The organism is Microcoleus sp. A003_D6 (assembly GCF_036702825.1).
GTDB lineage: Bacteria > Cyanobacteriota > Cyanobacteriia > Cyanobacteriales > Microcoleaceae > Microcoleus.
In genome coordinates this window covers 5,115-22,182 of record NZ_JAUBWA010000010.1, presented here as the reverse complement: position 1 = coordinate 22,182, position 17,068 = coordinate 5,115, and the positions used below count along the sequence as shown (strand labels likewise).

General features: G+C 45.4%; 12 protein-coding genes. 3 read left to right on the top strand and 9 right to left on the bottom strand.

Annotated features, from left to right (window positions below):
- Nucleotides 1-93: 93 nt before the first annotated feature.
- From QUB70_RS04855 to QUB70_RS04840, 4 genes are all read right to left on the bottom strand, one after another.
- Nucleotides 94-1,764 carry a dynamin family protein gene (locus tag QUB70_RS04855; RefSeq protein ID WP_332978692.1) on the bottom strand — a complete coding sequence of 557 codons (1,671 nt, stop codon included), beginning with the start codon at nt 1,762-1,764 and terminating at the stop codon, nt 94-96.
- Between the two features lie 14 nt (nt 1,765-1,778).
- Nucleotides 1,779-3,857, bottom strand: a complete 2,079-nt coding sequence (locus tag QUB70_RS04850) for a dynamin family protein (RefSeq protein WP_332978691.1) — start codon at nt 3,855-3,857, stop codon at nt 1,779-1,781.
- A 33-nt stretch (nt 3,858-3,890) separates the two neighbouring features.
- Nucleotides 3,891-4,223, bottom strand: a complete 333-nt coding sequence (locus QUB70_RS04845) for a hypothetical protein (protein ID WP_332978690.1) — start codon at nt 4,221-4,223, stop codon at nt 3,891-3,893.
- A 207-nt stretch (nt 4,224-4,430) separates the two neighbouring features.
- Complete coding sequence (locus QUB70_RS04840; RefSeq protein WP_332978688.1) at nt 4,431-4,955, bottom strand: pentapeptide repeat-containing protein; 525 nt, start codon at nt 4,953-4,955, stop codon at nt 4,431-4,433.
- Nucleotides 4,956-5,182: 227 nt separating this feature from the next.
- Between QUB70_RS04840 and QUB70_RS04835 the strand changes: the two genes are divergently transcribed.
- On the top strand, nt 5,183-6,721 hold the full coding sequence (locus tag QUB70_RS04835; RefSeq protein WP_332978687.1) for a SagB/ThcOx family dehydrogenase: 1,539 nt from the start codon (nt 5,183-5,185) through the stop codon (nt 6,719-6,721).
- 43 nt (nt 6,722-6,764) lie between these two features.
- Here the strand turns inward: QUB70_RS04835 and darG are convergent, their stop codons facing one another.
- The 4 genes from darG to QUB70_RS04815 all read right to left on the bottom strand — a co-directional run bounded on the left by darG (nt 6,765) and on the right by QUB70_RS04815 (nt 10,244).
- Nucleotides 6,765-7,799, bottom strand: coding sequence for a type II toxin-antitoxin system antitoxin DNA ADP-ribosyl glycohydrolase DarG (darG, locus tag QUB70_RS04830; RefSeq protein WP_332978685.1), 1,035 nt, complete (start codon nt 7,797-7,799; stop codon nt 6,765-6,767).
- A gap of 467 nt (nt 7,800-8,266) precedes the next feature.
- The gene (gene mnmE / locus QUB70_RS04825; protein ID WP_332978684.1) at nt 8,267-9,652 is read right to left on the bottom strand and encodes a tRNA uridine-5-carboxymethylaminomethyl(34) synthesis GTPase MnmE; all 1,386 of its coding nucleotides are present in this window, start codon (nt 9,650-9,652) and stop codon (nt 8,267-8,269) included.
- Between the two features lie 25 nt (nt 9,653-9,677).
- On the bottom strand, nt 9,678-9,932 hold the full coding sequence (locus QUB70_RS04820) for a hypothetical protein (RefSeq protein WP_332978683.1): 255 nt from the start codon (nt 9,930-9,932) through the stop codon (nt 9,678-9,680).
- Nucleotides 9,933-10,034: 102 nt separating this feature from the next.
- Nucleotides 10,035-10,244 carry a hypothetical protein gene (locus QUB70_RS04815; protein ID WP_332978682.1) on the bottom strand — a complete coding sequence of 70 codons (210 nt, stop codon included), beginning with the start codon at nt 10,242-10,244 and terminating at the stop codon, nt 10,035-10,037.
- Nucleotides 10,245-10,605: 361 nt separating this feature from the next.
- Here QUB70_RS04815 and QUB70_RS04810 point away from each other — a divergent pair, with 361 nt between their 5' ends.
- Together QUB70_RS04810 and QUB70_RS04805 are read left to right on the top strand one after the other, a co-directional pair.
- On the top strand, nt 10,606-12,804 hold the full coding sequence (locus QUB70_RS04810; RefSeq protein ID WP_332978681.1) for a tetratricopeptide repeat protein: 2,199 nt from the start codon (nt 10,606-10,608) through the stop codon (nt 12,802-12,804).
- Between the two features lie 280 nt (nt 12,805-13,084).
- Complete coding sequence (locus tag QUB70_RS04805; RefSeq protein WP_442927713.1) at nt 13,085-15,274, top strand: tetratricopeptide repeat protein; 2,190 nt, start codon at nt 13,085-13,087, stop codon at nt 15,272-15,274.
- Between the two features lie 250 nt (nt 15,275-15,524).
- Here the strand turns inward: QUB70_RS04805 and QUB70_RS04800 are convergent, their stop codons facing one another.
- Nucleotides 15,525-16,958, bottom strand: a complete 1,434-nt coding sequence (locus QUB70_RS04800; protein WP_332978679.1) for a protein adenylyltransferase SelO — start codon at nt 16,956-16,958, stop codon at nt 15,525-15,527.
- Between the last annotated feature and the right edge of the window lie 110 nt (nt 16,959-17,068).

Here is a 17,068-nt window from a genome sequence, read left to right as displayed (position 1 = left end):
TCTTCCCACAATAAAACTAAATTTTTGTAGAACAGACATCTTGCCTGTTCTTGATGATTTGACAATGACATGAAAGTAATCAAAAATCTAAAATTATATGACTTTTATTGTATCTAATTGTGCTTCTAAGTTATCGATTAAATTATTTACCAACTGTAACTGATACTGTTGAAGATTTATATTTAATGGTTCTTGGCTGTCTTGAAAACAGATAACTTTTCCGGCAATTTCCTTGTAGTGTTGCAGCATGGAAAAAGTATCGGTGCTGAAGCGAGCGAGATAGTTTTTAGCAGCCTCGCTGCAAATTTCCGTTACTTGATTGAGATAAGCTTCTGACGATTCAGGCGGCTTTTCATACCCAGTTCTTTTATTCAAAATATAGCTAGCACCGCCGACTACTGCGGCTCCCACTGGGCCGCCCAACAGCCAACCTAAGCCGGTGGCGATCGCCACTGGAGTTACTTCACTGTCGATCGACTTTTGAGCTGGAGGTGGCGGCGGTTCGGGTAAGCTGACTTGCGGGGCTGGAGGAAAAGAAATCAAAAGTGCGATCGGCTGTTCTTTATCAAAGAATTCGCAAGCTTTATTTACCCATTCTGCGATCGTTTGCTGCTGATGTAAGACCTCTCGCTGAAATTTTAGCTTCCACGCCTCAAAACTTCCTTCCTGAAGCGACAGCGCCATTTCCGATTGATACCGCTGCAAAAGTGTGGGCTGGTAAAGCCAAATCTCGAAGTCAGAAACGCTGGCTTGAAAGCCTTTTAATATCAGTTTTTCGGCTTTTTGTTTAATTTCAATTTTGTCTTTGTGCTTTTGTTGAGCTGCGGCTATTTCTGCGGCGACAGTTTCAGATTTCCCTCGCAGAGATTGGCAAATTTTAGTAGCTATGACTTCAATTCTGGGCAACTTAACTGTTAGTTGTTCTTGTTGAGCGGCCACAATACTTTGCAAAGCCGATTCAAACGCGGCAATTCCTGTGGTTTGTGCAGCCGCCACATCTCCTTTCAGCCTCGCCCTCAAAGCCGGCAAAGCATCGACGCGGTAGATATTGCTGATATTGTTCGGTAGGTTAGAGCGAAAACTTTCGGCAACAAACAACAACCGATTGTATACTTGTTTTTGCTCGTCTGGTTCGAGTAGATTGAGAAAATTGGCAACAAAGAGTACAGTGTTGATGTTGCGATCGCTCAACCAATCTCTCAAGTTCTCTCGTTCCCCTAAAGTCATCAATTTACGAGCATCTAAAACCTGCACAACCAAATCAGCCGTTAGCAATTTATCTCTTACTAAATTATCCTGTTCTTCCCGGTCATTTGTCCCCGGCAAATCCAGCAATTCCACACCCGTTTTCAGGAATGGATGGGGACAGTAAACATTCACGGCGGCTACATCATCCCGCATTTGTCTCGCGTCGTCAAGGATGGCATAGCGTTTCAACACATCAGTCCCCGGTTCGCTAACTTCCGTGCCGTCTTTCAGGGTAATTTTTGCGTGCAATTCCTCGCCGTAGTTGACATAAATGGCGGCACCTGTAGTGGGCACAAGGTCGATCGGCAAAGCACGATTTCCAAGCATTGCATTGAGCAAAGTTGACTTGCCGTAATTAAACGGGCCAAAGACAGCGATTTGAAAAGTTGGTTTGGCGAGATAGTCGCAGATTGAGGTTGTATCTCGGTAAAGTTGGGAGTTTTTGTCGAGTTCGAGAATACCGAGTGCTGATTTTAGATTGTCGGTCAGGTTTTGATAAATTTCGGGTTGTTGCATATTGTTGTTTTATTTCATGTAGCGGAGGCTAGGAAACCTTGATATAGCGATTCTATACTCTGCGACTGGGCAGAAACATCAGCATCCAATTTTGTCAAGCGCTCAGATTCAGCCTGACAATTAATCTCGCGAGATTCCTTTTGTGCCAGCAAATTATCTAATTCAGCTTTCCGAGAATTAATATCATCATTCATGCGATCGCCCACTTCCCGCCCGTAAACATCAAAACACTCTTTCACAGCATCGTGAATCGGCTGCCACTGCTGCTGAGCCACCTGCGGCAGATATTTCACCAACTCTTTTTTCGCCGCTTTCACCAATTGTTTGTGAGCTCCGTCTGCTTGCAAAACCCCAACACCCATCCCCAACAAAGCCAAGTACAGCGGCCCCAAAACAATGCCCGTAAAACTAGCAAAAATCGTACTGACGCTCAACACAGTAATTAAATTGAGCAGGATATTTTTCCAGTCAAAACCTGCTCCTGCCATTGCTACGCCCGCCAGGTTTCCGCTGGTTAACGAAAACAATCCCATCGCCCATTTTGCCCAAGCTGGCGAGTTATCTTCCTTCGAGTTGCTGACTGCTGCCGGTATCTTTTGCCCGGTCAGTTTTTCGGTGATTTTTTCAGTCACTTTCGTGTAAGATGCTCCGTAATTTGCCGCACTTTGCGATAGCTGCGAAAATGCTGAATTCATCTCTTGTTCGGCCGTGAGAGTCCAAGCTGCTAGTTTGTCGTTGATGTACTGCTCGAATGCTCGTCTGAGCGATGCTTCAAAGGCTTCTCGCTTGTCTTGGCTGAAGAAATCCAGAAATCTCAGCTCGGGTTGATACCGCAAAAAGTCTGTTTCAAAGGTATTTTCTAAGTTGAGAACGTAGATGCGGAAAGAATCTGCGATCGCCCGCGATTTACTATCTCTAACTCCGATAATTTCTTGTTGAAATTCATTACGAATCTGAGTCAGCTTCTTAAATTCCGGCTCAACTGAATTAATCTTTTCCTTCAACTCATTGACATCGCGATCGAGCAATGGTAAGCGACGCCCAACAGCTTCGCGGACGCGAGCAGAAATTTGACGCGCCAAAGTCCTCGCAGGACGCAATTCCGAAATCGCCCTTTCCTGCGTCAAAAACGTATTTAGTGCCGCCATAAACTCCGGAAAACCAGTTCCTGTCAAATCCGCTTCCGGGTTTTTCATCCGCAACCTGAGCGCCTTAATTGAGGTAATTGGAAACACCCGCTCGTCGTAAATATCGTGTCCTTCTGTTAAACAATATTCAGCCAAATTAGCTTTGAAAACCCGTTGCAATTTCCCTTCTGCTTCTGCCATTTCTTCAGGATCATCCGGATCGATCAAACTTTCCCGCACCTGATCCCAAGCATTGATTAGAAAGAAAATGCTCAGGCCGCGACCTTTGATGTAATTTTCTAGATAACGTCTTTCGCCCATTGTACAAGGCTGAGTTGCTCTGAGTACAAACAAAATAGCGTGGCAGTTGTTGATGTAACCGAGAGATAATTCGTTGCGGGCTTCTGTATCGTTCAGTCCGGGACTGTCTACTATTTCTATGCCTTTTTCCAGCAAAGGTAAGGGATATTCTACTACGGCGCAGTCGATATCGGGAAAGGCTGGTTTCTTTTCTTCTTCTAGGCGTTTTGCCTCAGCGGGGTCTATTGTATAGTTCTGTTTGAAACTTTTAAAATCGAGCTGTTTGGGGCTTTTGCCGTCATTGAAATAAACAGTTACTTTTTTTTCGGAACCGTAGCGCAAAATCGTCAGCAAAGCGGTACAGGGGTTTACGTCGCTGGGCAGTAAGTTTTCGCCGATTAACGCATTGAGAAAAGTGCTTTTGCCGCGTTTCATGTCGCCTAAAACTAGCAGCCGAAAGACTCCTTGGCGCAAGTTTTTACTGGCGATATCAATGTCGGCGTTGTCTGTTTCTAAACCGAGTTTTCCCGAGGCTTCTCCTCCTGCTAATTCTGATTGCTTGATGGCTGTGGCGATGTTGCTGAGGCGATCGGCAATTTCTCGGCGGACGGCGGCTACTCGCTCTAAATCGTTGAGAAAGTTGCTAGTTTCTACTTTAAGGTTCATGGGTGTTTCCTGATATTTTTCGGCTGGGCGTTTTCAACTTCTGTCTTCTTCAATAAACATTTTGTAAGCGATAAAAGCAATGCCTCCAACTATCACCGCAGTTGCCAGCCAAGATGCTATGCGAACTGCAACGACAACAGCAATGACAATGCCTGTAAATTGAGCGGCTGCTATAATTTTTCGGCGCCATTGTTTGAGTTTGCCGTTAACTTGGCTGTCGGGTTCTTCGTACTTGCTCGTTCGATATGCTGGCACTGAGCGATCGATTTCTGCTTCTAGTTCGCGGAGCCTAATTTCTTGTTCGCGCTTCCGCAGCTCTTGTTCTTTGTGCCGGAGTTCTCTTGCTTTTTTATCGGGAGAATTCATAAATTTTACCTTGTTTGCCAGTGGAAAAGTGTGTTATTTATTGTCAATGTTGCGGAGCGATAAGTTCTCTACAACTGTAACTCACATTTTCCGCCGTGTCGAGAGGTGTTAAGAAATTTCAAAAAGGCCGATTCTTGCGCGGGATAGCTACGCTTCACGATTTTTTAAGCCGATCGCCCTACGCCCTACGCTAGGCGGCGTTGCGAATCATCGATATCCTTCGGGGTCGATGGTAGTGCGATCGCACTCAGCATCCGACAAATCAACCAAGCGCGATCGAAATAGGTTGCACCCAGCTAATTGAGCTTTAGTTAACTTTGCTTTCTCCAAATTAGCTCGGCTCAAATCCGCATATCTCAAATCGGCATTGCTCAAATCTGCATTGTACAAATCCGCACCTTGTAAATTAGCTTTCTGCAAATTAGCACCTTGCAAATTAGCGTGGCGCAAATTAGCTCTTGATAAATTAGAACCTGATAAATTAGCTTCCGATAAATTGGCTTGATAAAGTTGAATATCGCCCAATTCAGCATCTTGCAACTCTGTTTTATAAAGATTGGCTTGAGTCAGATTTCCGTAGGGCAAATAAGCCCGCCTCAGAACGCTACCAGAAAGGTTTATTTCTGCCAAATTTGCTTGAAACAAGTTATCTCCACTTAAGTCAACTGCGTCAAAGTTTCGCTTGCCCTCAGAATACTGAGCGAGCAATTCCTCAGCGCTTAGCTTTTGCATTTTCATCCCTTTATGAGGACAGCTATTGCAGCCAATCCATAACAGTAATTAATGGCTATTAATCTGCGTATTTATACTTAGGCATCTTCTTATGTTAAGCTTGTGTAACTACGATCGCACTTTTTCTAAGATTTTTTTTATATTTGTAAATTCCTGCCATGCTCGACCAGTAAGCGGTCAGAAATGCCAAGATCGATAAACAAACCACAGCTAATCCCTACTGAAATATGCCTTCCCTTCCTCTTTCCATTGCCGAGCACTACCACGAACAGACGAAATACGACCCCGAAACGATTGCTGCCAAAAGCCGACAGCTAGATTGGAGCGAGCAACCTGTACCGTTCAAAGAATACAAAATTGGAGCGTATTTTGACCTCAAGCCTTATCTAAAAGACCCCTCCGACGATCCAAATGCCGCTCCCGATGCCGGTTGGTGGCACCGCTTGTCCAGCTTGTTGCTGTGCAGCTACGGGTTGACGGCGAAGGTGCAGACGGTTGACGACAGCTACCTGTATTTGCGATCCGCACCGTCGGCGGGCGGGCTCTACCCAGCAGAGGTTTATTTAATATCTCGCGGTACGCCGCATTTGCCGGCCGGACTTTACAACTATCAGTGCAGAACTCATTCACTTGTTCATTTTTGGGACAGCCAAATTTGGCCGGCGTTGCAAGCAGCTTGTTTTGGGTCGCCGGTGCTAGAAAATACCCAATTGGCGATCGCCGTTACCACTGTTTTTTTCCGTTCTTCTTGGCGTTACGAAGACCGAGCTTATCGGCGAATTTTTCTAGACACCGGTCATTTATTGAGCAATATCGAGTTAGCTTGCGCCATCAACGATTACCGACCTCACCTGATTGGAGGATTCGCCGACGAAGCTGTCAATCAATTACTGTACATCGACTCAGAGAAAGAAGGAGCGATCTGTTTAATTGGTTTAGCCGACTTGCTAGATATCGACCAAAACTTGCCCAAATTTAAAACAGCTTTGCCCGGAAACACCACAACAGATTACCCGCAAATTTCGGAAGGTCAACTTCTAGGATTCCTCCACAAAGCGACACAGTTAGAATCAGATCCCACCGGAGCTGATGGCTGGAAATTTGATGAAAGTGAAGGGGAATTAGAGGATAAATACAACTTTCCATTTTGTACTAAAGTTTCGACGGTCACTCCTTCGATTCCTTGGGGAGTGAACCTGGAAACTTTAGAAACCACTATGATCGAAAGGCGTTCTACCCGTGCTTATACAGGTGCTTCTTTGAGCTTGGGCGAACTGCTAGCTATGCTCGATTTTACTTACCAGCCGCAGCACTATATCGACCAAGGATTAGACAGTTCTCCCGACTATTTCGATCTGAGTTTGATCGAGACTTTTATCGCTGTTTCGGGAGTGAATGGGTTAGAAGAAGGTTGTTACTATTACGCTCCGAAAGCTCAAGAATTGCGGCAAATTAGGTTTAAAAATTTCCGCAGGGAATTGCATTTTTTGTGTTTGGGGCAAGATTTAGGCAGAGATGCAGCGGTGCTGTTGTTTCACACGGCGGATTTGAAGAGGGCGGTAGCAAAATATGGCGATCGAGTTTACCGATATTTGCACATGGACGCGGGTCATTTGGGCCAGCGGTTGAATTTAGCAGCTATGCAACTGCGTTTGGGTGTCAGCGGTATCGCGGGCTTTTTTGACGATCGCGTCAACGAGCTTCTCGGTATTCCTGCGAGTGAAGCTGTGCTTTATATTACAACTCTGGGAAGACCTCGATCGTGAGAATTAGTCCTCAGTCAGCATTAGTCAGAAGGCAGAAGGTATCCTAAAAAAACCAACTCTGCTCGCGAAGCCGCTGCCATGCTTTGCGGATATGTTGAGGCTTAAATAGTTCGCCCTTGCGAATGTTCCATTCGCGTACAAGTTCGATCGCTTCTTCGCAATCCTCTGCTGCTTCCCTATTTTCCCCAACAACCCAGTGAACAGTTGCCAACAGTTCCATTCCGTAAGGAGTTTCAAAACCGTTGATTAAGTTGCTAACACGCTCTAGTCGCTCAATAGCATCAGCAGCATTTTGTAAAAAATCCCGCGCGGCTATTTTACCTTCAGACAACACATAGATTTGTGCCTCTTGACTTCTATCTCCATAACCTCGAATATAATGGCCTTCCAGCTTCTGCAAAACATAATTGAGATTATTTGCATAAGGCCCGTACTTTTCTTTCACATACTGCAATTTTAGCGGTTCACCTGCTACCTGAAGAAAATAAGCTAGCTTTTGAATTTCCAGCATTGTCAAGCGATAGCCTGGAATTCCGTACAATTCGAGCAAGCTAATAAATAAGGCACGAGCGCGATTCATTTGGGGCTTTTCGGTAGCAATCGGCATCGAATCAGCTTCAGGAGTACCCTGCGGTTCAAACAGCAAAACTTGCACGTTTGGCAGTTCCGAAAAAGCTGATTCAATTAGCGGTTTGACTGTCTTCCAAGACAAGCCACCATTCCCGCAGCCTAGCGGAGGAACGGCAATAGAAGTGATGCCTAATTGCTTTACTTCCTGAATCAAAGCTTTTAGTCCAGTTTGAATATCTTCGATTTTTGATTTTCCTTTCCAGTGACGTTTAGTCGGAAAATTAATAATGTATCGGGGATTAAATAGATTGCCAGTAGATATTACAAACATTTGTCCTGGGTGCACTTCACCAGCGCGACAAGCCTTTTCATATTGGCGGAAATTTTCGGGATAAGCCTGCTTGAACTGCAAGGCAATTCCTTTGCCCATAACTCCAACACAATTAACTGTGTTCACTAAGGCTTCTGCATTTGCTTCTAAAAGGTTGCCTTGCTGAATTTCAATCACTTTTATTTCCCAATCTTTCTTCTCTTAATAATACAAATTATTACGGACTATGACTGATGGCTTGTGTGTAAAATTTTGTAAAATATTCTCTACCTGTGTTTTTATTGTATCATCCATAACTCCGATTTCTATTATTAGCTACCAAGGAAAAAAATAGCGAACCAAAAACTCGGCTTGACGCCTGCGTTTTCTGTCATTAAGCTGTTACGCATTTAAAATAGTATTGTAGGGTGCGTCAGCCCTTTCTCGTTTCCCTTGTAAGCGTAAGTGTTCTAGCTGACGCACCCTACAGACCTAAATTTTACCGTCAAGTTTGAGGAAATTAACATCTTACACCATTCTCAAGAACAGGCAAGATGCCTGTTCCACAAAGAGTGAAATTCTTGTGGGCTGGGCGTCCCGCCCGCCCTAAAAATACAACTTAAATGCGAGACAGCTTACCTATTTAATTTACTCTTTTCCTATGACTATTTGCCAATGCAAAACCTGCTAAATATTCTGTCGAGCACTGATTCTGTCACTTCTTCGCCCGTAACTTCCCCCAATGCTTGAATTGCACCGCGCAAATCTATTGTCCAGAAATCTAAAGGCAATTTGTTGCTAATAGTATCCGTGCATTGTTCTAGAGAAATTTTAGCTTTGGTTAAGGCTGCTGCTTGCCGCTGGTTGATTGCTAATTCTGAGTTTGCTGCTTGCAAATTTCCCCCGCTAACGGCATCTAAGATTGCTGTTTCTAAGTCTTCTATGCCTCGATCGAGGGCGGCGGCTGCGGTAACTATGCGGTGAAATTCAGGGGGAAAAGGCAGTTCGGGGATTGTTTTTACTAGGTCGATTTTGTTGATAATTATAATTAGCTGGCGGTGCTTTACTTGTTCGTAAATTTCCGAATCTTCCTCCGTCCAACCAGATTCCGCGTCAATTGTTAACAATACTAAATCGGCTTGTTTTGCTGCTGCGCGCGATCGCTCAACGCCTATTTTTTCTACCTTGTCTTCGGTTTCGCGAATCCCCGCAGTATCGAGCACCTGCACGGGAATGCCGCCCACAACTAGCTGCGATTCTACCACATCCCGCGTCGTACCGGGCAAATCTGTGACGATCGCCCGATCGCTCTTACTCCACGCATTCAACAAACTCGACTTTCCCACATTCGGCCGCCCGACAATCGCCACTTTCAAACCGGTTCTCAACAATTCTCCGCGATCGGCCGAGAGCAAAATTGTTGACAATTCCGCCAAAATATGATTTATTTCCAAACAAGTTTTAGCTTCATCTAAAGGCGGCAAATCTTCCTCAAAATCTATTCTCGCCTCAATTTCTGCCAGCACGTCCAAACAAGTTGTTCTCAATTTGCGAATTGGCTGCGCTAATTTTCCCTGCAAGCCAGCCAAAGCACTTTGTGCAGCAGCAGGCGATTTTGCTCCCACCAAATCAGCAATACTTTCAGCTTGAGTTAAATCGAGCCTCCCGTTCAAAAAAGCCCGCAGGGAAAACTCTCCCGGCTGCGCCAATCTCGCCCCGTTTTCCAAACACAACTGCAAGACTTGCTGCACGGCAATAATACCGCCGTGACAGTGAAATTCCACCACATCTTCGCGAGTGAAAGAACGCGGCGCTTTCATGATTAGCAGCAAAGCTTCATCGACTAATTCTTGAGTTTTGGGGCGGCGGATGTGACCGTAAAGAATGCGGTGAGACTCCCAGATTTGCTGTCCTGGGGCGCGAAACAGAGTTTCGGCAATTTTTAAGGCTGCGGAACCGGAAAGTCGCACAATGCCGACGCTGCCTTGTTGGGGAACTATGGCAGTGGCGATCGCTGCGATCGTTCCTCCTTTTGTTAGTGATTCAGACATTTTTAATTGCTCTCTAGTTCAATAATTATCTCGATCGCCCTATCTGCAATGCCTCGATCATATAGGTATTTAATTGCTGTATATATAGATTTCCTAATTCACCCAATCGTCTGATAATTAATCTGTGTTGGACGGTAGCTATTCGAGTTACTCTAACTTTAGATGATACTCGCAATCCAGTTGCAGGAAATTCTATATCTTCAACCTTCAGAGCAAACTCTTCATTACTTAAATTGCTAACTAACATTTTGAGACGAAATAAAGCAAACAGTAACTTCATCAGGCATTGAGATAGCACATAGCACTAAAGCAGGACGCAATTTCATCTGACTAAAATCAGTAAATGGAAATTCGACTAATACAATATCTCCTTTTTTTAGTATCACGCAATACTTTCTCCATCTTCTATCGTGTAAATATCAGGTTCGTCATGCAAAAATTCAAAACAGCCACCGCTTTGATTGAGCTGCATAAGTTCCTGAGTCGAAGGGTACGGGATGTTTTCTAGTAATTTGTCCGTAATCGCTAATTGCTCGTCTGCGGAGAGAGATAAGATAACTTGAATTAGGGAGTCAACCAGTTGTACGTTCATTTTAAGCCATCTGTTGCTCGGTCACTAAATTATACTATGAGTTCAGGGTTTGCATCTACATTCAAGCGATACGGGCAGCAGACTGGGACTAATCTTAATGCTATAGTCCTCGACGCAGAAATTGGTTTTTTTACGGAAATACTGCATCCCGGCTTTTAACACTGCGTCTAGGACTGCTCAAATTCAGAGAAGGCTCAGAGTCCGGGCGATCTCCTTGAAATTGCCAGCACCTGTAGTCCTACTACTGGCGATTTCTTCGGCTGCTTGGCACACCGGAATCAATAGCTAAAAGTTTGACACCACAGTGAGCTATTCTGATTTCATGCAATAATGGAACATTGACAGGGTAGAGGGCTCTCGCATGATTGGTCAACTTCTAGACAGACGTTACCGCATCATTAAAGTCACAGACTCAAGTGAGGTGGAAAAAACTTATCTAGCAGCAGATACTCACCGTCCCGGGTATCCGCAATGCACGGTTAGAGAAATGCGGCTTCCCGGCACAAGTTCGCAAACTCCTGAATTAGTCAAAGTTATATTTCAAAGAAACGCAGAAATAATTGAGAGCTTGGGAAAACATGACAAAATCCCCGAATTATTGGCGTATTTCGAGGAAAATCAAAGTTTATACTTAATTGAAGAATTTATTGCCGGCTCACCTTTAAGTCAAGAACTAATACCCGGTGAACCTTGGCCTGAAGACAAGGTAATTGCTCTGCTATCAGAAATATTAGAAATTTTGGTGTTCATACACTATAAGGGTTTCATTCACCGCAGAATTCAACCAGATAGAGCTATCCGGCGCGAGTCAGACGGCTTCTTTGTGTTGGTTGACTTTAGCTTAGACAAAGAAATTAACCCGGAAGTCGCTAATTGTCATTTGTTGGCGCAAACCTCCCCGAACTCTGTTAAACGGTATGAGGCAAAAAAACAGGATTTGGCGGGCCAGGAGTTATACGTGCCGATCGAGCAATCGACGGGCAACCCCCGCTACAATAGCGACATCTACGCTCTAGGTACGATCGCCCAGCTTGCCGTGACGGGACTCTCACCCAACGAACTGAGTGCCTTAAAAAACAACAAAAGCGAAATTCCCTGGCGAAACCGGGCAACTTGTTCGCCTGCCCTAGCAGATATTATCGATCTAATGGTGCGCCCAGACTGCGAGGAACGCTATCAGGAAGCCGCCGAAGTTTTGGCAGACCTCAAACAAATCGCCGTAAAATGGGAGGTTGAGCCGCCGCCAGCCACAATCATCACGGACGCTATGAGTAAACCGCCGAGACACCGCCAAACCAGACTGCTGCTGATGGCTGCAACAGCCTCGGCTTTAATCTTGACAGCACTCATAATTTACTTGTGGCAGAGTCAAACCCCGGCGAGGGCAAAAGAATTGTTAGCCCGCGGCGTTGCAAAAGCGCAGCAAGGCGACAAAACAGGTGCGATCGCCGATTATACCAGCGCGATCGCCATGAATCCCAGCGATGCGGAAACTTACTACAAGCGAGCCAATACTCGCTACGACATGGGCGCCACCGAGCAAGCAATACAGGATTACACGCAAGCAATTAAAGTCAATCCCAGCCACACCAAAGCCATCTACAATCGAGGTCTGGCCCGCCGCGACACCGGCGACAAGCCCGGGGCCGTGGAAGATTTCACCCAAGTGGTGCGGCTCAATCCCAGCGACGGTGAGGCATACTACCAGCGGGGTTTAGCCTACTACGATTTGGCCGACTACCGCACGGCAATTTCTGACTACACTCAAGCAATTCGGCTCAATCCCAACGATGCTACCGCTTACAGCAATCGGGGTTTAGCTCGATCGGCCTCTGGCGACAAAACTGGAGCAATGGCAGATTTTACCCAAGCGATTCAAATTAGTCCCAAACAAGCTAGCGTTTACTACAGTCGCGGTCGATCGCGCTTTAATCTGGCAGATTACCAAGGTGCGATGGAAGATTATAGTAAGGCGATCGAATTGGAACCAAAACAAGCTGATGCTTATACCAATCGGTGCAGCGCTTACTTAAATTTGGCCACCTACGACAAAGCGATTGAAGATTGCACCCAAGCAATTAATCTCGATCCCAAGGATGAAGCAGCTTACAACAACCGCTGCATTGCTTTTTTGAATTTAAAACAATTTCAAAAGGCCGCTGAAGATTGCAGTTTGGCGATCGGACTCAACGGCAACAATCCCAAAGCATACAGCAATCGAGGATTAGCTCGATCGGCTTCGGGAGACAAACTCGGCGCTGTGGAAGATTTTACCAGAGCAATTGGGCTCAATCCCAGCGATGCCGTAGCTTACAGCAATCGCGGTAGCCTGTACTCAGAACAAAAAAATTACCCTTTAGCCGTTGAGGATTTCGCTCAATCGCTGCGGCTCAACCCCAACAATGCTACTGCTTTTTACAGCCGGGGCCTCGTCCGCCGCCAACTCAAAGATCGGGCTGGGGCGATCGAGGATTTTCAGAAAGCTGCAACGCTGTTTCTAGAACAAGGAAGAGCCGACGGTTTCCAAAACGCACAAGCACAAATCAACGACCCTAAATAAACTCTTAGTCAGTTGTCAGTAGTCAGCAGTCATTAGTCATTAGTCATTAGTCATTAGTCATTAGTCATCAATTATCAGTCATCAGTCATCAGTCATCAATTATCAGTCATCAATCATCAGTCATCAGGAAAAATGTAGAATGAAGAATGAAGCAGAAAAAAAGAAAAAGGGAAAATTACCAACTCCTAATTCCCAATCACCAACTCCCAATTACCAATTACCCGCGATAAATTCCCAATTTCCAAATCACAATTACCACTTATCAAATATCGATATGAATATGGTTGGTCAACTTTTAGATAGGCGTTATCGCGTAGTGCAAATTCTCAGTTCGGGAGCTTTCGGACAAACTTATTTAGCTGTCGATACTCGCCGCCCGGGCCACCCTCAATGTGTAGTCAAACAACTTCGCCCTCCTAGCAACACTTCCACAGTTCTCAAAACAGCTTACCGCTTATTTAAACAAGAAGCAGAAATATTAGAAAAGCTGGGAAAACACGAGCAAATTCCATTTTTACTCGCTTATTTTGAAGAAAGCAATCAATTTTACCTGGTAGAAGAGTTTGTGCCTGGACACGCGCTAAATCGGGAAATTGTCGCCGGTAAACCTTGGCCTGAAGAACGAGTGCTGTCGTTGTTGGAAGAAATCTTACAACTTCTCGCCTTCGTACACTCTCAGGGAGTGATTCACCGCGACGTTAATCCCTCCAACTTGATCCGCCGCAAACCAGACAAAAAATTAGTTTTAATTGACTTCGGTTCAGTTAAAGAAGTTGCGAGTCACGTCACCGACTACGATACAGAATTTCCGCGCACCATTGCGACGGGGACTCCGGCTTATATGCCGATCGAGCAATTTCAAGGCAACCCCCAATTTAGCAGCGATCTCTATGCCGTAGGGATGATGGCAATTCAAGCTATCACGGGTTTACCCGGTACCGATTTGCCCAAATTGCAAGATCCGAGTCCTTCTCACACCGGGGAAATTGTTTGGCGCAACCGATCTCAATGTTCTCTGGGATTGGCAAATATCATTGATAAAATGGTCTGTCACCAATTTGGCAAACGCTATCAATCGGCTGAGGACGTTTTGGCCGCTCTCAGCAAGCTGACGCACCGCCAAGAGCCGGGGAATACGGCTCACAAGAAAAATATTTCTCCGAGATTAGTGTCTTTTGATAGTTTTTCGTCACGTTTGGGAACTCGGTTTTGGTGGCTGATTTTGGCTGGCTTCGGGGCGGCGATAGCTGTGGTATTTCTGTTGAGTTATTGGAGCCGCCCGAATCCGATTAAAGCTAAGGAATATTACGAACAGGGAGTGGAAAAGTCTCGCAATCAAGATGCGGAGGCAGCTTTGCAGGCTTTTAATAAGTCAATTCAATTAAATCCTAACAATGCTGAGAGTTTTTATCAGCGGGGTAATGCTAATTACGATCTAAAAAAGTATCAAGAAGCAATTGCCGATTATTCTCAGACGATTGCTCTCAATCCTAAATATTTTCAGGCTTATTTTAACCGGGGGCTAGCCCGTCACGATTTTAACGACAAGCGCGGGGCGATTGAGGATTACACTCAGGTGTTGAATCTCCAGCCCAACGATGCTGATACATATTATGAAAGAGGAGTTGCTTATTTAGAACTGCAAGATTACAAGACGGCAATTGGGGATTTTAACGAAGTAATTCGGTTGCAGCCAAACTTTGTTAAAGCTTATCATTCGCGGGGGTTGGCTCGCGCTGCGAGCGCAGATTTGCAAGGGGCGATTGGAGATTATACTGAAGCAATTAAACTCGATGCTAAGAATGTTGAGGCTTTCTACAGTCGGGGGAGAGCTCGCTTTCACCTAGGAGATTATCAGGGAGCTTTGGCGGATTATTCTCAGGTAATTGCGATCGATCCCAAGAGTGGAGATGCTTACGCTAATCGTTGCAGCACGCAGTTGAATTTGGGAGCGCATCAAGCGGCGATTGACGATTGCACTCAAGCAATAGAGCTGAGCGATGAGGATGGGGTTCCTTACAACAATCGCTGCATTGCTTATTTAAATTTGAAGGATTATCCGAAAGCAATTGCCGATTGCACTCAAGCGGTGACAGTAAATCCGAATGATTATAATGCTTTGAGCAATCGCGGTTTAGCTCGCAGCGGAGGGGGAGATGCACAGGGGGCGATCGCCGATTTTACCGCAGCCATCGGGTTCAATCCCAACGATGCTGAAGCTTACGCAAATCGGGCTAAGGTTTACCAGCAGTTAAATAATTATAACAGTGCGATCGCCGATTACGTGCAAGCCATTCGGCTGAATCCAAATTATGCAGCAGCTTACTACGGTAGAGGAATAGTTAGGCGCTCATTGGGAGACAAAGCCGGAGCAATTAGCGATTTTGAAAAAGCGGGCAAAATGTTTCTCGATCAAGGACTTACCGGCGGTTACAAAGATGCACAATTTGAGATTGAAAAGCTCAAGTAGTCATTAGTCATTAGTCATCAGTCATTAGTCATCAGTCATCAGTCATCAGTCATTAGTCATCAGTCATCAGTCATTAGTCATTAGTCATTAGTCATTAGTCATTAGTCATGATTTCTCGGTGTTATATTTCTTAGGTGGCAGATTTTTATAATCTCACAGTGTTCCGGGGCGGGCTTACCCTAATCTTTAATACCAACAGAAACTGCTGGTTAACCCGCCCCGGAGCGCTATTAATGCCAGCTATTATCAATCAATTTTCTGGGTCTTGAATTCGTTTAACCAACTCATAAAACGGTTCCCAATTATCCTCAATAGCTATGGGTTCCCAAACAGCCTCAATCGTCGGTCTCAAAAGCGATTGTTCGGGATTGTGCCTGTGCAACCTGTCCGCCATTTTATCCATATCATCCGCCGACAAACTTTGCAAAACGTGACAATAAAAGTGCCGCCAAGGTGCTATCAAATCCGCCGGTTCCGCCTCAGAAAAAATCTGACTGGCATCATCTCGCCAAGTGCGAGAGAACAGTCTTCGCAATTCCCAAAAGAAATCGTGATACTCAACTTGAGACTCCGCCAGCATCTTAATTGTCAGCTTCAATAACTCATCACCATCAGCCTCTGGCAAATCCTCAAATCCCAATCTATTGAGCATCAACTGCCGGTAAGCTGCATTATAATAATCGCCAAACTTTGCCAAAGCAGCATCCATATCAGCTTGAGGAATCGCCGCTGCTAGCGGTTGCTGGAGCTTCTCTAAATTCCCCTTGCAAATAAACGGTTGATTCCCGTAACAATAAAGACCGTAATGGTCGAAATAAGCTGCTGTAAATTCCGGCTTGTAAGTTGGGATAAAAGCAAAAGGCCCGTAATCAAAACTTTCTCCTGTAATCGACATATTATCAGTATTCAGCACTGCGTGGCAAAATCCTGCTGCCATCCACTGAGCGACCAATTCGGCTACTCGCTTGACTAAATCTGCATAAAATAGCGCATATTTTTCAGCAGGAGAAACACCAGCATTACTTGCTGCTAAATGCAGTTCTGGATAGTAATATTCAATAACAAAATCTAAAAGTTTTTTAGTTAAATCCGGGCGGCGGATATAGTACAATCTTTCAAAAGTTCCAAACCGGATGTGAGAATGGCTAAAACGCACCATTACGGACGATCGCGTCGGAGAGGGTTCGTCGCCCCGCCACAAAGCATCCCCAGTTTCAACTAAACTAAAACAGCGAGATGTCCGAACTCCCAACCGGTGCAAAGCTTCGGCGGCTAAAACTTCGCGAATTCCCCCTTTGAGAGTGAGTCTACCGTCACCGCCCCGCGAGTAGGGAGTGCGGCCGGAACCTTTAGTGCCGAAGTCGTAAAGTCTGCCATCAGTGCCGCGAACTTGGCCGTACAAAAAGCCTCTACCGTCGCCTAAATTCGGGTTGTATTCGTTGAATTGATAGCCGTGGTAGCGCAGTGCGAGAAAGGGACGGACAAAGTGAAATTCGCCGAATGCTTCGATGAAATGTTGGTCGGTTACTTGTGCGGGGTCTAAACCTAATGTGGGCAATAATTGGTCGTTGCGGAAGCGGAGGATGTGCTGCGGGAAATCGGCCGCAGGGACTTCATCAAAATAGTCGCCACCGAGGGATTCGAGGGCGGGTTCGTAGTTGAGGGAAAGTAAGGGATTTGACATTTGTCTATTTTATGTTGAAATTGGCGATTATTGTAGTTATTGTAGGGTGCGTCAGTTGTAAAAATTTGGAACGAGAGACAGAGAATCGTCGGCTGACGCACCCTACGGTT

Excerpts from the sequence above, each read along its gene's own strand:
- QUB70_RS04855 (WP_332978692.1), bottom strand. The coding sequence starts at position 1,764 with ATGCAACAACCCGAAATTTATCAAAACCTGACCGACAATCTAAAATCA.
- QUB70_RS04850 (WP_332978691.1), bottom strand. The coding sequence starts at position 3,857 with ATGAACCTTAAAGTAGAAACTAGCAACTTTCTCAACGATTTAGAGCGA.
- QUB70_RS04845 (WP_332978690.1), bottom strand. The coding sequence starts at position 4,223 with ATGAATTCTCCCGATAAAAAAGCAAGAGAACTCCGGCACAAAGAACAA.
- QUB70_RS04840 (WP_332978688.1), bottom strand. The coding sequence starts at position 4,955 with ATGCAAAAGCTAAGCGCTGAGGAATTGCTCGCTCAGTATTCTGAGGGC.
- QUB70_RS04835 (WP_332978687.1), top strand. The coding sequence starts at position 5,183 with ATGCCTTCCCTTCCTCTTTCCATTGCCGAGCACTACCACGAACAGACG.
- mnmE (WP_332978684.1), bottom strand. The coding sequence starts at position 9,652 with ATGTCTGAATCACTAACAAAAGGAGGAACGATCGCAGCGATCGCCACT.
- QUB70_RS04820 (WP_332978683.1), bottom strand. The coding sequence starts at position 9,932 with ATGAAGTTACTGTTTGCTTTATTTCGTCTCAAAATGTTAGTTAGCAAT.
- QUB70_RS04815 (WP_332978682.1), bottom strand. The coding sequence starts at position 10,244 with ATGAACGTACAACTGGTTGACTCCCTAATTCAAGTTATCTTATCTCTC.
- QUB70_RS04810 (WP_332978681.1), top strand. The coding sequence starts at position 10,606 with ATGATTGGTCAACTTCTAGACAGACGTTACCGCATCATTAAAGTCACA.
- QUB70_RS04805 (WP_442927713.1), top strand. The coding sequence starts at position 13,085 with ATGGTTGGTCAACTTTTAGATAGGCGTTATCGCGTAGTGCAAATTCTC.
- QUB70_RS04800 (WP_332978679.1), bottom strand. The coding sequence starts at position 16,958 with ATGTCAAATCCCTTACTTTCCCTCAACTACGAACCCGCCCTCGAATCC.